General features: G+C 53.2%; 4 protein-coding genes and 3 tRNA genes. 2 read left to right on the top strand and 5 right to left on the bottom strand.

The annotated features are described in order from the left end of the window. Positions 1–42: 42 nt before the first annotated feature. The gene (locus EYC87_RS07880) at positions 43–14109 is read right to left on the bottom strand and encodes an LEPR-XLL domain-containing protein (protein ID WP_279252392.1); all 14067 of its coding nucleotides are present in this window, start codon (positions 14107–14109) and stop codon (positions 43–45) included. 372 nt (positions 14110–14481) lie between these two features. On the opposite strand from EYC87_RS07880, the gene EYC87_RS07885 reads away from it, so the two are divergent. Beyond that, positions 14482–15450, top strand: coding sequence for a DUF4344 domain-containing metallopeptidase (locus tag EYC87_RS07885; protein ID WP_279252393.1), 969 nt, complete (start codon positions 14482–14484; stop codon positions 15448–15450). Between the two features lie 50 nt (positions 15451–15500). On the opposite strand, the gene EYC87_RS07890 is transcribed toward EYC87_RS07885, so the two are convergent. The 4 genes from EYC87_RS07890 to EYC87_RS07905 all read right to left on the bottom strand — a co-directional run bounded on the left by EYC87_RS07890 (position 15501) and on the right by EYC87_RS07905 (position 16944). Further along, positions 15501–15577: transfer RNA gene (locus EYC87_RS07890), tRNA-Arg, on the bottom strand. Between the two features lie 106 nt (positions 15578–15683). Further along, positions 15684–16571, bottom strand: coding sequence for a porin family protein (locus tag EYC87_RS07895; protein ID WP_279252394.1), 888 nt, complete (start codon positions 16569–16571; stop codon positions 15684–15686). Between the two features lie 170 nt (positions 16572–16741). After that, positions 16742–16817, bottom strand: a tRNA-His gene (locus EYC87_RS07900). Between the two features lie 50 nt (positions 16818–16867). Beyond that, positions 16868–16944: transfer RNA gene (locus EYC87_RS07905), tRNA-Pro, on the bottom strand. Positions 16945–17159: 215 nt separating this feature from the next. On the opposite strand from EYC87_RS07905, the gene folD reads away from it, so the two are divergent. Continuing rightward, positions 17160–18005 carry a bifunctional methylenetetrahydrofolate dehydrogenase/methenyltetrahydrofolate cyclohydrolase FolD gene (folD, locus tag EYC87_RS07910; RefSeq protein WP_279252395.1) on the top strand — a complete coding sequence of 282 codons (846 nt, stop codon included), beginning with the start codon at positions 17160–17162 and terminating at the stop codon, positions 18003–18005. Positions 18006–18038 lie beyond the last annotated feature (33 nt).

Below are 18038 nucleotides of genomic sequence, written 5' to 3' on the forward strand. Positions count from 1 at the left end.
CCTCGTTATCAATATTACGGGGCCAGTGGCCCCGGGGTTTTCCTAGAAACTATCATTCCAATCGACCTGAGCGCTTTGCTCGCCTGAATGCTCAGAAGCCGCGGCAACTTCTACCCAGCCGTGATCATGCTCATCGCTCGTAGCTGTTGCCAGGCCACTGTCGTCTTCGAAGGTATACACGCCACCCTCAGCCAACAGCCCGGCAGAGCGAACACCCGCATCCAGCGACTCGTGCATCACGCCGCTATCGCCGTGGCCAAAGCCTAACTGGTGACCGATCTCGTGCATCACAACACTTAGGAGGTCCATCTTGCCCGCTACATTGCCAGCGTCGGCATGGCCCGCCTGGAACTCTTCGTCCTGCATGGCTGTACTATCGACAAACCAACCGTAGCCGGCGGCATTGCTGTCGATGTAAATCGTCTTGCCATCGCTGGAAGCCTGCGCGAGTTTCAAACCGCCCAGATCAGCGATGTGCAGCACCATGCCCGACAGCTGAGTCAGTTGTGCGTCATTAAGCTCGCCCGAGGCAAGCCAACGCTCAACTGCAGCCTGGCCAACAGCGCGTAAGTCGTCAATGACTACAACGTCAGTGCTGTAATCCTCGGGGAAGTCTGCCGCCAGAAGATTAAGCTCCTCTGGCTCGCCGGCATCGTCAAACTTGCCCTTCATGTTGCCAGGCTGTGGATCGCGCGGTGAGCCTTTTTGCTCTTTGGTCAACTCGTCTGCATTATCCACCAAGCCAAGTTCATCGAAGAGAGAACTATCGCCACCGAGCGTCAGGTCGGCGCCCGAGAACTCCCCGAGCTGCTCAATGAACTCGACAGTATCTGGCGAAATTTTGCGATTCACTGTGGGTGCGCCAAAGCGACTGAAGGGTACGTAGAAGCTGTTGTACTCACCATTCCAGTCAAACAGACGATCGCGACCGGTGTTGGCAATTAATACATCCAGACCACCGCCACCGTAGGCGAAGTCACCGTAATTGTATTCGTTATTGTCAACATCAGGTGTGGTGAGGTTATCATCCGCATTGATTAAGTCATCACCTAAGCCACCAAACATGCGGTCGGCACCCGTACCACCGACAATCCAGTCGTTACCCATGTCTCCGAAGATGCGGTCGATGCCATCGCCGTCACCACCAATTACTGTGCCAGCATCCTGGTCAAAGTTCAGTAAGAAATCCGCTATTAGAGGTCGCGGGTCTTCGGCATTGAACCCCCTCAGTTTCTGATCGACCTCGTTATACTCAAGCGGATTAGCCGGGTTATAGCTGTAAGAGCCACCTACGATCCGGTAATCCGCGACTGGGGTATCATCGGTCGGATCCTGAGGCTGACTATGATAGTGAATTTCCAAGGCTTCAGCGCCGGAGATGGCATCATCGCCAGAGCCACCGTGTATGAAGTCGTCACCGAGGCCGCCGTAGATGACGTCGTTGCCACCAACGTCCCAAGCGTGCAACTCTGCTGCCTTGTGAATTTCACCGTTGGGGTTCACCACGGCTCCAACAAATTTGCCTTTGGTACGGATAACTTGTTGGCTAGTTGCCTCATCAACACCATTCAAAGGTTCGGCCGTGCCATTTCTACTGACTTGTATCAGACCGTCATCGCCGAGAATGCCGTCAACGCCGCTACCGCCATATATACGATCGTAACCAACACCACCAATCAGGTTATCGTCTTGTGACTCGCCGAACAGCACGTCATTGCCAATCATCCCGTGAATCGTGTCGTTACCCAACTCGCCATGCAGTTCGTCTGCGCCGCCGAGGCCCTCGGCGGAATTGTCAACGCCTGGCAAGTAATCCAGTAAAGTGTAAACCCTGACTTTTAACTCGCTATTGTAGTTGAACTCAAGGCCGGGCAAGGTGGCTACCCTCGCGTTGTCACCCAGAATCAGGTCTGCATCGCCCGCTTTGGTAGCCCCGTTAACCTCGTTGTAAACGGCCTTGTTACCCGTACCACCATAAATCAGGTCGGAGCCATCAATACGCTCCTCCGAACTCAGACCAAACAGATCCGAGCTGCCACCAATGAGGACATCCTGTCCCTTGTCGCCATAGATTGTATCGTTGCCGCCATTACCCTCTATGTAATCCTCACCAGTGTCTGAACCATTTCCTTCGCCGCGGATGGTGTCAGCGCCTAATTGGCCGAAGATGAAGTCGTTGTCAGCACCGCCAAACAATACATCGTTTCCATACAGGACTTCGCTGGTGTCGGATTTGTGGTTGATTAGGATAAGGTTGAGCCTATCAAAAGTTCCGAGGTTCTCAGGGTAGGGCTCCAGGCGCTGCACGTTCGGCTCCAGTTCGTCTGCGCTCGCGCCGCTGTTATCACTATACAAACGGGTTTCACCTTCAGCCAGAGACTTATTCAACTCTGATAAGTTACCACCTTGATCCAATAACGTAATTCTAGCGTTGTCACCCAGAATCAGGTCACTCTCGCTACCGCCATCTACTTCATCGGCGCCGGTGCCGGCGATGATAATATCGTCGCCGCCGTTACCGGATATATTATCGACATCGCCTACCGCTGCATCTCGCGTCACAATCAGTTTGGCATCACGGGTTATGCCGTCAGTCTGATCAGCTGGCACTTGCAGCGGGTCAGACGCAGACTCCGGCTTAGCGAACATGTTATCAAAATCAAACTCCAGTCCGACCCGAGTTACCAGCTGACTGTTGGCGTTCAGCTCATCTTCGAAGTAATCAATGCGCCCAAGGTCGCCAAAAAGAATATCGTTGCCAGCACCGCCCTGGATTGTATCCTTACCTTCGTCACCAAAGGCTATCAACGCATTAGCAGACTCGGAATCCGATGCATCGATAGTGTCATCTCCCGTTTCACCTTTAACCGCAAGGAAACTATCAATGCCGTCAATGTCGATCTCGTCGTTACCGGGACCAGCATTGACAAAGGTGACTGTCTGGTAGCCCCCTGACTGATCATCCTCTAAATCGAGCAGCCGTGTATGGGTGCCTTCGACCGTTAACTGGTCATCTCCGCGCCCGAGATTGACTGTTATATTCTCCATGGCCTGATAGGTGATATTCGCCGTAACTTCACTGCCGTCGGCATCATCGTCAGCGCCTCCGAGCGTCAAGGAGAAGTTATCTTCGGTCAGAGTTCCACGATCGTTTGTCACCGACTCATTATTAAAGATGGTGACAATATCTACCTGCTCGGATTCGCTCACCAACAGGTTGGGGTTAGTAGTGGAGAACGTAAACCGGCTGGTAGCATCGGGCAACTCACCCTCGTCCCACTCTGCAACGTCATCAAAGGTAATCAGATAGTTTTCAGAGTTACTTGGATCATCCACAATGTTTTCAATGATAACGGCCTGCCCACGCGCAGCACCTTCGGTGATTTCAAAGGTGTACTGCTGGACATAGAGTACGCTCTTGTCAGCCAAACCCAGGTTTGTAAGCGCAAAGTCGACATCAGCCTTGCTGACCACAACAGAACTGGTATCCGCCGCATAAACAACATCACCAAACGCTGGCGGCGTATTGTTTTCCAAAGGCAGCATCAACGGGTCGCCGAGTGAGCCAATGGCGATGTCGGATTCGCCGGCACCCTGAAGAATCAGATCACCCTGAAGGTCGCTTAAAACGCGAGGTATGGATGGAAAGACCTTGGTATCTCCACCATCAACAACTTCGTCCGCCAACCCGCTCACTACAACCGTTTGTGGGTCTGCGTAATTTTCAGGTGTAAACAACAGGTACTTACCCTTACCGTCGCCCTCGTCGAGCAAATCTCCACCGCCAACTTCCACCTGAATTTCTTTATAGAAGACCTGTCCGCGAGTCGTAATGGTTTCCTCAGGCTGGACGTAGACTTTTACATTGGCATCAGGCTGTTCAGTCAACACGACATCATAAGAATCGGTTGAGATCTCGGACGCTATCGGCTGACTTGTCGGCTCGATCACATTAGTAGAACCGTTCGATTCGGTAATGCGAATGCCGGGAGACGGCGTGTTGTTCGCCTCGACCGGCAGCGGCAGATCGCTGCCACCATCCACCCGAACTTCTAAGGCAGGCGCTTTGACAGCAGAATACGATTGAACCTGAAACACGCTGGTTTCATCCAGCTCGGTAGTCCAGGGTTTGTTGAGCGTCAGCCCAGTTGCAGTACTGGACATGACCAAACGTTCCTGACCCGCTCCGGTACCGCTGATGATTTCTACCGTAGAGCCGCGCAAGTCTCCACCCGCATTGCCATTGGTAAAAGGTAGATCGACTGAAGAAGTCAGTGTGGTGCGATTCTCGGCCGATACAATGTCGCCGGTGATAATCTCACCGCCAACTAGACGAATCTCAACCTCAGCAGTGTTATCGGGTACGATATTCCAAGATGTTGTTAGTGCTATAACACCGCCGCCTTCATAAGCGCCGATACCGCGGGTCTGGCCTTCGCCCAGACCATCGAGCACCTTGATAGTGGCGCCAATCAATGAGCCATCATCTGGTAGGTCCGCAGAAAGGGTCGTTTCATCCAGTGTAATAATCGGCGGCTCATTACTATCACTCGCCACAAGGCCACTGATGACAAACTCTTCTGGGTCGCCAGCAGCAGAGATACGCTCCGTTTTGACAGAATGGACAAGGTTGCCCAAACGGCTTTCATCCGTTGCCAAATCTACTTCAGCACTGGAAGTGAAAGAAACGATCTTTGCCTCATTCCAGTCGCTACCATCAAAGACAATCTGGATGGAATCGGTAAGTTCACCGTCAGGGCCAACAAACTGAATCAATGGCGTTTCGGAGTCATCATCATTGGTAACACGCGGCGCTACCGCCGTCACGATGACTTCTTCGTCCGTTTTTGGCGCCTGTGTTAGCACGACCTGATAGGTCGCGATACTGGTAATACCGTCACTCTGAATTACCCGTGGCAACTCATCTGCGGGCGTTATAACAATACCCGGCTCATTGCTGTCTGCAACATTAGCCACGACATCACGCACGCGCACTTCTTCATAGGTTTCCCCAGCAGTCTCGATCGTATGAGAAATCGTGCCACTGTGACCCAGAAGGTCATTACTGATAATCGGCGGCGGGTCACCGGCCACATTGAAGCTGTCGCTGCCCAAGCCGCCAACAACCGTAGTCGTGGTACCCGCATTGGTGCCCTGGATGAAGAAGCGATCATTGCCGGCACCCCCGTCAATGGTGAGGCCCTCTACGTTCGTGTAGGTGACATTTACTCCAACACCAAATACTCCATCCTTGGCAACAATAAAGTCATCGCCAAACTCGGTGCCAATAACACGAACAGTGTCTTCGCCGTCGCCGCCATCAATATCAACCGGCGCATTTACCGCGTATTGAACCAGGTCCGCATCGGTACCACCGGAAATATCAGTTCTCTCCTGGAATGTCTCCTGAGAGCCAGACAGCGCAAACGCTCGCACGGTGAACTCATCATTGCCATCATCACCATTAAGGCTCAACACGGCCTTATTATGGAACACGACAAAGGAATCGTTATCGTCACCGCCATTGATGGTGGTAGCTTCGGTTATACCGTTGCTCAGGAAACCACGGGTAGTCTCTATCGTGGCAAAAATATCGGTCTCGCTGGTATCATAATTGGCAGGAGCGTTAGGGTTGGGATGTTCCTGAATATTGCCCTCAGTGGGCAAGTTTGTGCGAGCGAGATTGAACATCTGGCCTATCTGGAAAACATCGTTCCCGGAGCCACCATTGATGGTTGTTGAAGCACGGTTATCGTCAAGTGCGAAATAGTCGCGCCCAAACCCACTATTAATAATCAGGGTCTCCATGGACGCCGTATAGTCTACGCGCTCTATTGGATAGTCATCGCCACTATCAGCCGCCGCCAGTTGCTGTGCTAACTCACGAGCAGTATCGACCTTTGCTTGGCTCGCAGTAGAGTCACCGCTATCCAGCGCTTCTTGCGCATCCGCCAAAGCCTGATTAGCCGCAGCTAGCGCCGCGTCTTTGCCCAGCAAAGCCACAAAAGCCAGCCCGTCAGTCCGGTTGGGGTTAGCGCGCAACAAGAAGTTATCGTCACCGACCTGTGGTCCACGGCTCTCACCGTCATCAGGGCCAGGCTCACCGCGGAAAACTTCACTGCGAATCAAGCCGGTGTCATCGTAGGATACAGAAACCGAGCCATTGATAGTCAGGTTATCGGGACCCGTCGCAGCATTGCCGCTGTCGAATGTTGTTACAAGCCTGTCTGCAGTACCACCGATAAAATTAACCACGTAGTCATCTGACCCGGCCTGCCCGTCCAAAATATCTGTACCGTAGGTCGATACCAGTTCGTCATTACCGAAATCTTCAGGCAAAAGGGTGACACCCAGTCGACCGTCTGTGTCGCCAAAGAGTACATCGTCGCCGAAGTCACCATCGAGATAGTCGTTGCCGGCGCCGCCAAATAGTTGATCGCCCTCACCGCCACCGCGCAGGCTGTCATTACCGGCGTTGCCTAGGATTTCATCGGCGCCGAAACCGCCAAAGAGCTTATCGCCGTCGTCGTCACCCTGAATATAATCATCACCACCCTCGCCGTAAATCCAATCTTCACCGCCATCGCCGTAAAGCTCGTCTCTAAGATCGCCGCCGTAAATGGTATCGTCGTTTGCGCCGCCATATATTGTATTTCGGCCATCTTCGCCATAAATGGTATCGTTGCCACTGCCACCGCGAATATTGTCGTCGCCCTTACCACCATACACTCGATCAGCGAATCCTCCCGCACGGATAGTATCCGCACTACCAGCACCCGAAGACGTAAGCGAGACTGCGGTGTCAGGATTGCTGGTTAGCATAGCTAGATCTACCAGCCCGCCGTCACCAATAATGAGATCTGTACCATCGCGTTCTACAAAACCATCAATCGCAGAGGCTCGAATTGTTGCGAGAACCTCGCTTTCAGCAACATCACTCCACATGGCATCGCCAAGAATCGTATCGACACCGCCCGCACCAAAAATAATGTCAGCATCCGTGCCGCCTGCTATCCAATCATTCCCGTCGGTTGTGTCATTGGAATCTGCACGCAAGGTAGCAGTTTCACTGATCTCCAGCGCATCGCCACTAATTACATCTGCACCGCCCTGCCCGAAAATGACGTCGTTGCCAGCCTCTCCGATCAATATATCTTCGCCGCCGGTGCCAACGATTAAATCATCACCAACACCACCTTCAACGTAACTAACAGCGCCGCTACCGGTGCCCAGGATTATCGTGTCATTACCACTACCACCATAGATCTGAAAATCTATATCTGATGTCACCCCGCTTGCATCGAAACTGTCATTACCATCACCAAGCCTTACCAGAATGGTGTCAGGAATTCCCGCGTAGGTACTCGTGCCGACTAAATTTCCATCTTTCCTGACGGTAACAGTGAGATCGCCACCAGATTCGGTGATCGTCACGTCGTCATTACCATCGGTGATATCACCGTTGAGGCGTAAATCGGCTAACTCTCCAACGCTAAGCTGAAGAACTGTGCCGGTCGGAGCCGGTGCTGCAGCACTCGCACCTACTGTCAATGCAGCGGCCTGTGGGGCGGCCGACTGAACAACAGATTGCCCACTCGCGCCAGTAAATTCTGTTGCAAGCTGAACCGGCCTTGTGAAAGGAATGTCAAACTCGAAAATCGTGATGGGGGGCGTTATGTCTTCTTCAAAACTGATACTGAAGAGAAACACATCGACCTCGAGAAAGGCTTTTAGCTGCGCATAGACGTCGCCAGAGACATCAAAAACCGCGAGAGGCGCCAGGAGACTCGCAAGACCACCTGCCTCTGCCTGGGCAATCACATTACCCAGCAGCTCCTCGACGCGAACCTTGCTGTCCAGGTTGGGATCATTCAGGTCAAACTGCACGTTGGCATAGACACCACCAGACACACCACCTTTCGCAACACCGAGGTTTAACTCGGCTGCAGCAGCTAGCGCCAGGTCCAGCTCCAGCTCAGGGACTTCAGCATCAGTGCCATAATAGTCATCCAGATAAAACCCGTTAAAAATCAATCCGGGGTCACTAAAGCCAGTTTCAGCAAACTGGTTTATACCCGAGGTATCAAAACCGAAAGCCAGTTTCGCAACCGCCGAGAATGAGCCTGATATTGACGCTCCCAAAGGACCAATGATCGGGAAGAATTGGCTGTACTCAAACTCTACACCCAGGGGCTTAAGTACAAATTCGAACAAATCGATATCACCGCCGGTCAAAAGACCGAAAACCTGGGAGGGATCGCTCAGGAAGGGGAACTGTAAAGAACCATTACTTTTGAGACCCTCGAGAAAACCGGCAGCCTTGCCCTTGGTACTGTTCGGATTACTTTCCGCTTCCGGCAATGGGGCAGTGGTGGTCGGGGCGACGTCTTTCTTATTGTTTGCAAGCTCGCCCAGATCAAAGTCACCACCACCGTTCGCGTCGCCTGCGGTCCGGTCAAAAATTGCAAAATCGCCAAAGGGAATCTCCAGACCACCTGCGTCAGTAGGAATCGAATTAATAACTGACAAAAGGTCATCGATAGATTCGATGAAACCCAGCTGTTGTGGCGCGATCGCTTCAGCGATGTCCAACAGACTTATCGAGGGCCCAAGATCAGAAATCACCGGGAGCGGTGCGGTAATAAAGTCAACAATGTCTTCAATAGGCCCGGTAACTTCCTGGATTTCACTGAGAACCGGGCTGAGGAATTCATCCAGGAAGGAACCAGCATCGAGTCGAACGTTTTTGAACCCGACATTCTGGAGTCCTGCTTTTAGCGTATCGCCACTGATGTCGGATAGCGGCACAGGATTGCCTGTACCATCGTCCAAAGCCCAGACCAGTTCAAAACCCGATTTAATTTCCGGCAGGCTATCGGCTCCATCTATCCTGAGCGTAAGGTCCAGGTCTACTAGTGCATCGGCGAGCACGGACACTTCGAAATCAAGGCTGCCAAGATCAGAAAAACCAACCCTGTAGGATGTGGGATCCGTACTCTCCGGCCACTTACTACTGCCTACATCAATGAAAAAGTCTGCAGATAGTCCAGTAAAATCAGTATTTTGCACGCCTTCCTGTGCGGCGAGTTGCAAGAAAAACAATGTACCCGTTATGCCGGCATTAGAATCAACGTCTACGCCGAAGGAAAGCTCCTGCCCCTCCAGATCAAGGTATGCGCCTTCACTGCGGCTCAGGCCAAAGCCAAGGTCCAATGCCCAATCTATGGTTAGGCCGACGCTGCCCTCCGTTTCAAGGGCGAGCCCCAGATCCTCGAGCCCAAGATCAAGTCCGATTCCTGACTCTACGGTGTACTGGTCGCCAAAATTGACATCCCACTGAATGTACAAATCCTCGAGCTCACCGCCGTCGTTGGCATTGGTACTTTCTATTACCGTGTTTTCATCTACAACCAAATCCGGGAAGATCTGAGCCAGCAAGTCCGTCAGCAGCGTGTCAACAATGGATTCCTCATCGGGGTTTGCGAAGCCCTGCACCCCTTCACGGAAGTTATCCACAAAGTTTTCTCTAAAATCGGCTATAAACTGTGTGCCATCTGCAAGACTGTCACCGACCAGGGGCAGTGTCATGCCGCCAACTTCACCATCCAATACATCCTGTAAGCCGGAAAGAAAGAGGTCTACGCCATCGACCACCAACAAAATATTATCCAGCAATCCCTGATCGGCAGGATTGAAACCCGATAAAAGAGTGTCGAGACCGTCAACGGCGATATCGGCAGTGCCCGCCAACAAATCGATCTCGGGGTTAATAAACTCTCCACCGTTCCCTAGCTCCAGTTGCTGTGTGGCGCCGGCAGAAATCGTAACGGGTTTCGGTGTGCTGCCTTCGGTTGGGAAGCTGACCGGCAGAACAGCGTAGAGATCCGCGTCTAGTTCAATATCAAACAGGTCGGTGCTTACCGGACTGCCAACGACATAATTCTCTTTGAGCCCGGCACCAAAATTGGCGAACGCACTCGCTTCCCCATCCTTGACGAAGATGCCTGCGGGGCCGATGGCACCACGAAAGTTAAGCTCTGTACCAACCAGTGAAAGGTCACCGTCGATACCGGAGTTGTATTCATTGTTTGCGTCTTTTCCACCGAATACGTAGACATCACCGAGGTTGCCGTCATAAACAGCATTACCTGCCTCCTCTGTTCCCGAGACCAAGCTGCCTTTGGTCAAACCAACACCAAATGCCAGGCTCAGTGTCACGCTGCCGTCGGCGGCCAGCCCCGCTGAGCCGGCTAAACTTGCACCTGCCAACAGGTCTGGTAAACCCGCCGCCGCAATAGCGTCGGCAATATCAAGGTCAATACCCACGTACTCGCTAAACCCAAGATCCAGCTCGAGATCTATCCGGATAGCATCGCCTTCACTGGGAACATCTATAACGGACAGTTGCAGGGAGTCAGTATCCTCTGGCGCAATACCAAACGCCGATTTCAGACCGGATTCCAATTCCTGAAGACTACCTGAAGGATTGTCACTGTTACTTTGGACGGCGGCGTCCAGCTTGTCAGCCAGGGAGAGGAAATCGGTGACACTCGCATTCACCAGCGGAATGGGCTCATTCAGAAACTCAAACTCTTCCAGACCGCTCAGAAAGTCGGTTGCCAAAATAATGCCGTCGAGAATTTCACTGAACCCTATATCAGTAAACTTGCCGATGGTGAGGTTAGAGAGGCCGCTGTAGTCAGTGTTTACACTCAGCGACGGCAAATTCGCATTTTCAGGATTTGGCAGACTTTCAAGCGTCACGATAATCGGATTAGCCGCAAGCCCGGCGGCCAGAGTATCGATACCCGGCACTCCGGTCTCGACGCCCAGGGTTACATCAATCTCTCCGTTCACTGTGAAACTAGGGTCAATTGCGTTTGTTACAGTAGCCAGGGTGGGCTTGCTCTCTCCAAAAAAGAAGTTTTGAAGTTGAGCCAGGGTAAATTTATTTGATTGGTCGTCCGGGTTCTTCAGACCTACAGTAAACCCAGCTTCGATACCGCCGTCACCTGCAAGAGAAACATCTACAAATCCGAAACTGCCCACTGCCGACACGTTGGAGGCAGTTAAGTCGACCGAGCCTCTCAATTGTGCGTCTTCAAGGAAAACTCGATCTGCGAGGCTTGGGCCCGCAATGATTGAGCCCGTGATAACACCGTCCGCGCCTTTGACTTCATCCACCGGAGTTTCGTCGTCAGACTTACCAATAGTGCCATCTACGCCGACAATACCCAATTGCACTGCAGCCCTGGAGCCATTGGTGGGCGCCACGGAGAACAGGTTGAGCCCTACGGCTGTAACTGTCTCAGCTTGAGTCAGCACGAGTCGATCGCCTGAGTCCGGGTCAATTGTTAACGTAACCTTATTTGAAGTGGCCGCGGCCACGGCGTCGATAACACCCTCAATATCCGTCGCCGCTGATAAAGATACCCCGTATTCTCCACCATCAGTCGTTGTGATAATGAAGTCATTCAGGTTGCCGCTACTCTCTTCGCTAGCTTCCTCAATGGCGTCACCATCACCATAGAATCCAAGGGGGTGATTTTCGGCTACCGTTAAATTGGTGAAACCAGGATCTATGGTGGAGACAACCAGACTACGGCCACTGGAACTGATCTCCACCTTGCCATCCAGGGCGGTGCCTTCTATGGCTTTATTGAGGTCATTCACCAAGAGCAGAATATTGCTGTTGGTACCCAGGTCGACCTTCTTCACCACCAGATCAACGCCGGAAATAGTAAGCGTGATATTCTCGCCACCTTCACTATTCTTGGTCGCGACAAGGGGCTCGTCTTTGGTAAAAGGACCACTTCTGGGATTGTCTAAAGTACCGCTAATAGCAGTTGAATCAAGCCCCAGCCCGCTTTGAGCTACGGAGTTAGCGGCACTAACTGTAAAGGTGTCGTCGCCATCAGCGGCTGGCCCACTGAGACGCAGGTCATACCAACCGTCTCCATTGCTAACCGCCTGCACGTAGAGACTGATACCCTCACTATTCAAGCCGTCGTTAATGTCGGCAATCAAATCCGTCATGTTGGTGCGGCCCAAATCGGCCACCTCAATGCTGTAAGAGCCATCTTTATTCACAGTACCCGCCAGGGTAATTGTGAACGTGGCAGTACCGGCGAGATCCGTTTCTGAGTCGAGGGTGAAATCAGAAATCGTGCCGCCCGTAATTGCCGCAAGCTCCTGGTTTTCAATATCAACGCTGGTGTTTCCCCCTACCAGGGGAGTATCAGTCTGAAGCAAATCGGAGGTGGGCACCGCACCCAGGTCTATCCCGAGGGTCAAACCAAGCCCCGCGGAACCACGGAGCTGAAGCGATCCACTACCATTGGAAATATCGCCCAGCGGCCCCAAATCAAGATTGAAATCGAGCGGCACGTCAAAGGCTGTAACGCTTTTATCAAAGCTTAAATCAAGCGTCAGCTCCTTTTCATCTTTGTCGTAGTTGAGGGGGGTATTGGATGCAAGAATGTCGGCCAGCTCTACTGAAAGTTCTTGTATTGTTTTGAATGTTGGCCTGCCGTTGCGGTCGAGCAGTCGCTCGCCGGGATCGGGCTGATCTGGATTAGCCTCCACTTCCTCATCTGTCAGCCCAAGTTCATCGGAATACAGCAGCTTATCCTGCACCAGATCTACAAAGTCCAGGACATCTCCAACCGTTGTGCTGGTAAAGGGTATATCGAACCCGGAGACAGCCTCGTTGTCGCTCACACCCTCCGCTGCACTGGCCACCTTGCCCAAAATCGTCAGGAACGACGCGGGATCGAGCCTGTTAAAGCTGCTGAGTTCGTCGAGGTAAGCCTGGTCACCTACCGTGACCGCCAGATCAAAGCGATCGCCATCGACCACAGCACCAAAGGGGTCTACCAGGACCAGAGCTATATCAAGCAGGTTTACATAATCAAAAAATTGGTCATCAACAGAAAATAGAAACGACCCTGATAGGGCATTAGTAGCCGAGGCTTCTTGCCCAGCAAAATTCGTCGCAAATTCAACCGGTGTTAAATCGGCGACACGCAGCTTGGTATCGGGGAATTTCGCATCGAACTCAACACCGGCCCTCAGAGAAATCGACCCCGTGGCGGCTACTCCAAGAAACCCGATCTGTACATCTTCGGCAGTAATCGTGTTGGTCAAACCTAAGGGGTTAACAACGGTCTCGGCATTCAAATCGTCGAGTTCCAGGTAAAAGTCTGCACTTGCTGGAGTCGGCTGATCGCCCTCGGTATCCGGATCCGAGTCCTCAACCGCGTAGACCACACTGTCTGCACCCACAACGAGGTCGAAATCCAATGTAGTAATCGTCTGGGACCGCAGATCGGAATCCAGGTTGAAGGTGACGCCCAGAGACTCAAAGCCGGTCCCAAGATCCACATCCACATCCCGGGTAACGCTTAGAGAAACATCCAGCTCAAAACGGACAGCGTTGTCGCTATCAGCATCTATACCTACTGGTGGAACTGGCTGTGCGGCCACGCCGATATCAAGATCAAATCCAAGGCCTGCCAACTCGGTGATCAATGCACTATCGTCAATGGCCGCGATCGCATTTCCAAGAGCCTGCTCGGTGTCACTCTGCCCGCTAGAGTAGGCCTCTTTTAACTCGTCCTCGAAGAACGCATCGAAAAATTCGCCCAGCGAAACCTTACCGTCAGGGCCCGCGCCTCCATCTTTGTCTACTGTGTCCGCCGCCTGAAGGGCATCTTCCAAGCCTTCGGAGTAGACTCGCTCACCGGCCTCGTCGACGAGGCTGTCGTCACCGACGAGATTGATATCTAGCGACATCAAATCAGCCAAAGTTGCCGCGTCTACACCTTCCCCCGAATCGGATGGCAGCACGAGTAGAGGCACATCAGCATTTAACAGGTCGTCATCAAAAAACTGGTCTAGCAGATCACCCACCTGCTCAAGCCCTTCGTCAACCGCTGCGGCCGCCGCCACCAAATCCGCCGACAACAACACCCGCGGCTCCATCAGCTCGGCGTGCAAAGCCTTACTATTTGGCAGGTTTTCTTTAATTGCTTGGTAGAGTGGGCGTCGGGTAGAAAGACGTTGAAGAAGTTGCTCTCGGGTTTGCGTAATACAGACCGGCTTATTCATCCATGGTGCCCTTGTAATTTTTATGCAACAAAAAGTGCCTTCGCATCGGTACTGCGAAGAAAAATTAAACTGTTGATTTAGCTAACGCTGACGGCGCTCGACCAAACTGACTATTATTTGATCAACTCTCAGGGCGAGGTGACCCTACAAACCTCGCCCACACGCAAACTAATGAACGTTAGTAGTAATAGACTACATACCCGTATGGGTCAATAACATTCTATTACGGCACTGCCGGATTGCGAGGCCTAGCCCATTAGCCAAGATGTGGTACAGGTATTTGACATTGGGTGGGCCTAACCTGCACCCTCCTCCCATCGACCCATTTGTACCAGTATATTTTGCTGGCGGAACACACAGGCGGCTCTCCTTTTGCTTGCACGACTACTTTTCGTATCGCTGTTCACCTTGATGACAGCCGCCCCCGCGCTATCAGTAGAAAAAACCCTGCCCATTGCGCTGGAGCTCAACGCCGCACAATCGAAGTCTGCTCATTTGCAGAATGTGGCTGCCGGCTCGGTCATTACCCTGGCGGCCAGGGCAAATTGCGAGCTGTGGCTGGATTTGAAGCACAAAGACAATGGCAGCCGGGTCTTTGCCTCAAAAATGCCTCTGGAGTGGAGCACCATTGTCTTTATCACCGAGGCAGGCGAATACCTGCTTTATTTCCACAATCGCGGCGACGAAGCCTGCAGCTTCAAAGGCGAGCTCAAAGTCAGCCTGGCAACCGGCGGCGAAAACTCTATCCAACAGCAGCTCAGGCGCCTGTCTGAACAGCTGCAAACGGTGTTCACTATGGACGCCATCGATTATCAACTGGTGGACTGCGACACTAGCAATTCCTACGCCCGAGGTTCCAAGGTACTGCTGTGCCGGCAGCATTTGGAGACCCTGCGCGACAACGCCCCTGATACTGAAGCCGCCCAGCACCTGATCTTTTTTACCCTGATGCACGAAACCGCCCATGTATTACTCACCCAGTGGCGCTACCCGTTCAGTAATAACGAAGACGTGGTCGACGAATTTGGTGTGGTACTCACCCGGCTCATGAAGCGGGACGCCGCGATTGAGGCGCAGGCCGGTTATTTTGAGGAGCAACCCAGCAAATCAGAATACGAGCACATACTGGAAAACGACGACAGGCACACCCTATCTATTCAGCGAGCGCGCAACCTGAGGGGCTGGGCGGCCGACAAGACCCTGTTAGCACGGTGGATGCCTTTCCTGATTCCGCACATCGAGACGGATCATTTAAAAGCTTTACGCGACACGCCAAACAAAGCATTGGGGGAAATGATCACTGCCGAGCTTGAAGCGCGGGAGACGGCGCTCGCTCAATAGCAGGCAGACCCGCAGCTAGAAATAGCGTAAAAACAAGAGTGAAAGGAGAGTGGCCCGCCAGGAAGGATTCGAACCCTCGACCGTGCGCTTAGAAGGCGCATGCTCTATCCAACTGAGCTACTGGCGGATGGAGCGCATCCTACCAGCAAGCGCAGCGCCGTGCCATATCTGGAGCAGCTCTTAGGGCGCTATATCAGCAATATAGCCCCACATTTCACGCTCACGCCCAGAAATTAAAAACGGCTCTGGAACGAAAACCCAACGACCGCGGCGGTATCGATGTCCGAATCAGCAATTTCACGGCCATTGCCATCTTCCAGCGCCATGGAACCACCCACTTCAACGCCTGCCAGGGCACTAATGCTTGTCATCGGCCACGGCGTGTAAGTGGCAGTCATCAGTAAAGGAGTGCTGGCATCTTCACCCACCTGGGCAGTGCGTCCCTCTCGCTCCTCAAGTGCAAAACGCGTTTTCTCGTACCGTGCGGTCAAACCCAGTGACCACTTTGAATTGGCTTTCCAGCTAAGCACCAGTCCGGGGCCTTGAGAAGCTGCCAGACCGCGACCCGTGTTAAGACTAATGGTATCGGTAATCTGCCAGTCCACCAGGATAATGGGAAAGACGTTAGCGTCATCGCCCACATCACTGAACCACCCCATTCCAGGCCCGAGTGACAATGTGTCAGAGAACTTCCAGCTAAAACCGCCGAGTACGCCTTCGGTGCGTCCATCACTCGTGCTTGCACCGGATTCTGCGTAGCTACGCACACTGGGAATCACGATGGCGCGCATTTTGTCGGTGGGCGCAAAGCGCATGGGAACGGAGAGGCGATAGTCTTCGATCCGCTCCCAGGGCTCGCGCCCTTCGATCAAGGCGTCGGAAGAAAAATCGTAGTCCGTACTGCCGATGCCAAGCGAAACCGATGCGGAAGTGTTTCTGTCCCAGGCATAGCCCAACCCGCCCTGCAGAAAGCCTCGCGAAATACTCACATCACCGGGCCCGTCGCTGAAGTCTGCCGCAAACTGGTTCACCGCGCCGCCGGCGACACTCCACACCCAGGGTCCGTATTGGCGACGTTCTTCCTGGGCAACCGCCAACGCGGGGCCCGCAACCATCAACACTAAGCAAGCTTTACGACAATTGGACAAGCAGTCATTCATAGGGTTTTACAACATCATTAAGGCGTTGAGAGAGGTTACGCAGCTGGGGCGAAACGAGATGACGTTTACGACGTGAATATTTACTGGATGAGATTTGGCGTTTGTCTGGCGCTCAACCTTGCGTCAAGCGTTGGGGTGGCCGACGGGTCTCGAACCCGCCACCTCCGGAGTCACAATCCGGTGCTCTACCTGATGAGCTACGGCCACCATCGTGAATCCTGATGAATCGACCAACTCGCCTAAAGTGGCGGGAAAGTTGGTCGGGGTAGAGAGATTCGAACTCCCGACATCCTGCTCCCAAAGCAGGCGCGCTACCAGACTGCGCTATACCCCGATGATTCCAAACAAGCCCTTGCAGGCCCCTGATTTTCAGGAGCGCGCATGATACTCAGCTGCTGGCTGAGCGTCAACGCCCATTATCTGATTTTTAGACCGGCCGACAATGGTATTGACTACCCTTTTAGGGGAAGCGTATCTTTCCCTTGCCTCGCCCTTCTGGGAGAATGCCAAGCGTAAGCAACACTCACTTTCTTTTAAGGAATCCTTTAGATGCCCGCACAGGTACTGGACGGTAAAACACTGGCAGCAGAAACAGAAGCTGAATTGTTGGCACGGGTGGAAAAGCTCAAGGCGCGATCCGGCGGTCAAACCCCGATTCTCGCCACTATCCTGGTCGGCGATGACCCCGCCTCTGCCACCTACGTAAAGATGAAAGGCAACGCCTGTCGTCGGGTGGGCATGGATTCCATGGCCGTTGAAATGCCCTCCTCTACCTCAACAGAAGAGCTGCTGGCGAAAATTGATGAGCTCAATAACAACCCCGATGTGCACGGTATTTTGCTGCAACACCCGGTGCCCTCGCAGATCGACGAACGCGCTTGCTTCGACGCCATTGCCCTGGCAAAAGACGTGGACGGGGTCACCTGTTTAGGGTTTGGACGCATGGCCATGGGCGAGGATGCCTATGGCTGCGCTACGCCCCAGGGAATCATGCGCATGCTGGAACACTACAACGTTGACATAGAGGGCAAACATGCCGTGGTTGTGGGCCGCTCCCCGATTCTGGGCAAGCCCATGGCCATGATGCTGCTGGAGAAGAACGCCACTGTCACTATCTGCCACTCGCGCACCCAGAACCTGCCGGCCCTGGTCGCCCAGGCGGACATTCTTGTAGGAGCCGTTGGCAAGCCTGAATTCATCAAGGCCGACTGGGTGAAAGAAGGTGCCGTTGTTGTGGATGCCGGCTACCACCCCGGGGGCGTCGGTGACATCGAGCTGTCAGCGCTCACCGAGAAGGCCTCAGCCTATACGCCTGTTCCAGGCGGCGTCGGCCCCATGACCATCAACACCCTGATCTATCAGAGCGTTGAATCAGCCGAAAAAAGCCTGGGCTAACCGGCCCAGAGCGCTAAAAGCGAAGTCGAGGGG

The organism is Candidatus Seongchinamella marina, from assembly GCF_026262685.1.
Lineage (GTDB): Bacteria > Pseudomonadota > Gammaproteobacteria > Pseudomonadales > Halieaceae > Halioglobus > Halioglobus marinus.

Coding starts and splice junctions, on each gene's coding strand:
- EYC87_RS07880 (WP_279252392.1), bottom strand. CDS start 14,109: ATGAATAAGCCGGTCTGTATTACGCAAACCCGAGAGCAACTTCTTCAA.
- folD (WP_279252395.1), top strand. CDS start 17,160: ATGCCCGCACAGGTACTGGACGGTAAAACACTGGCAGCAGAAACAGAA.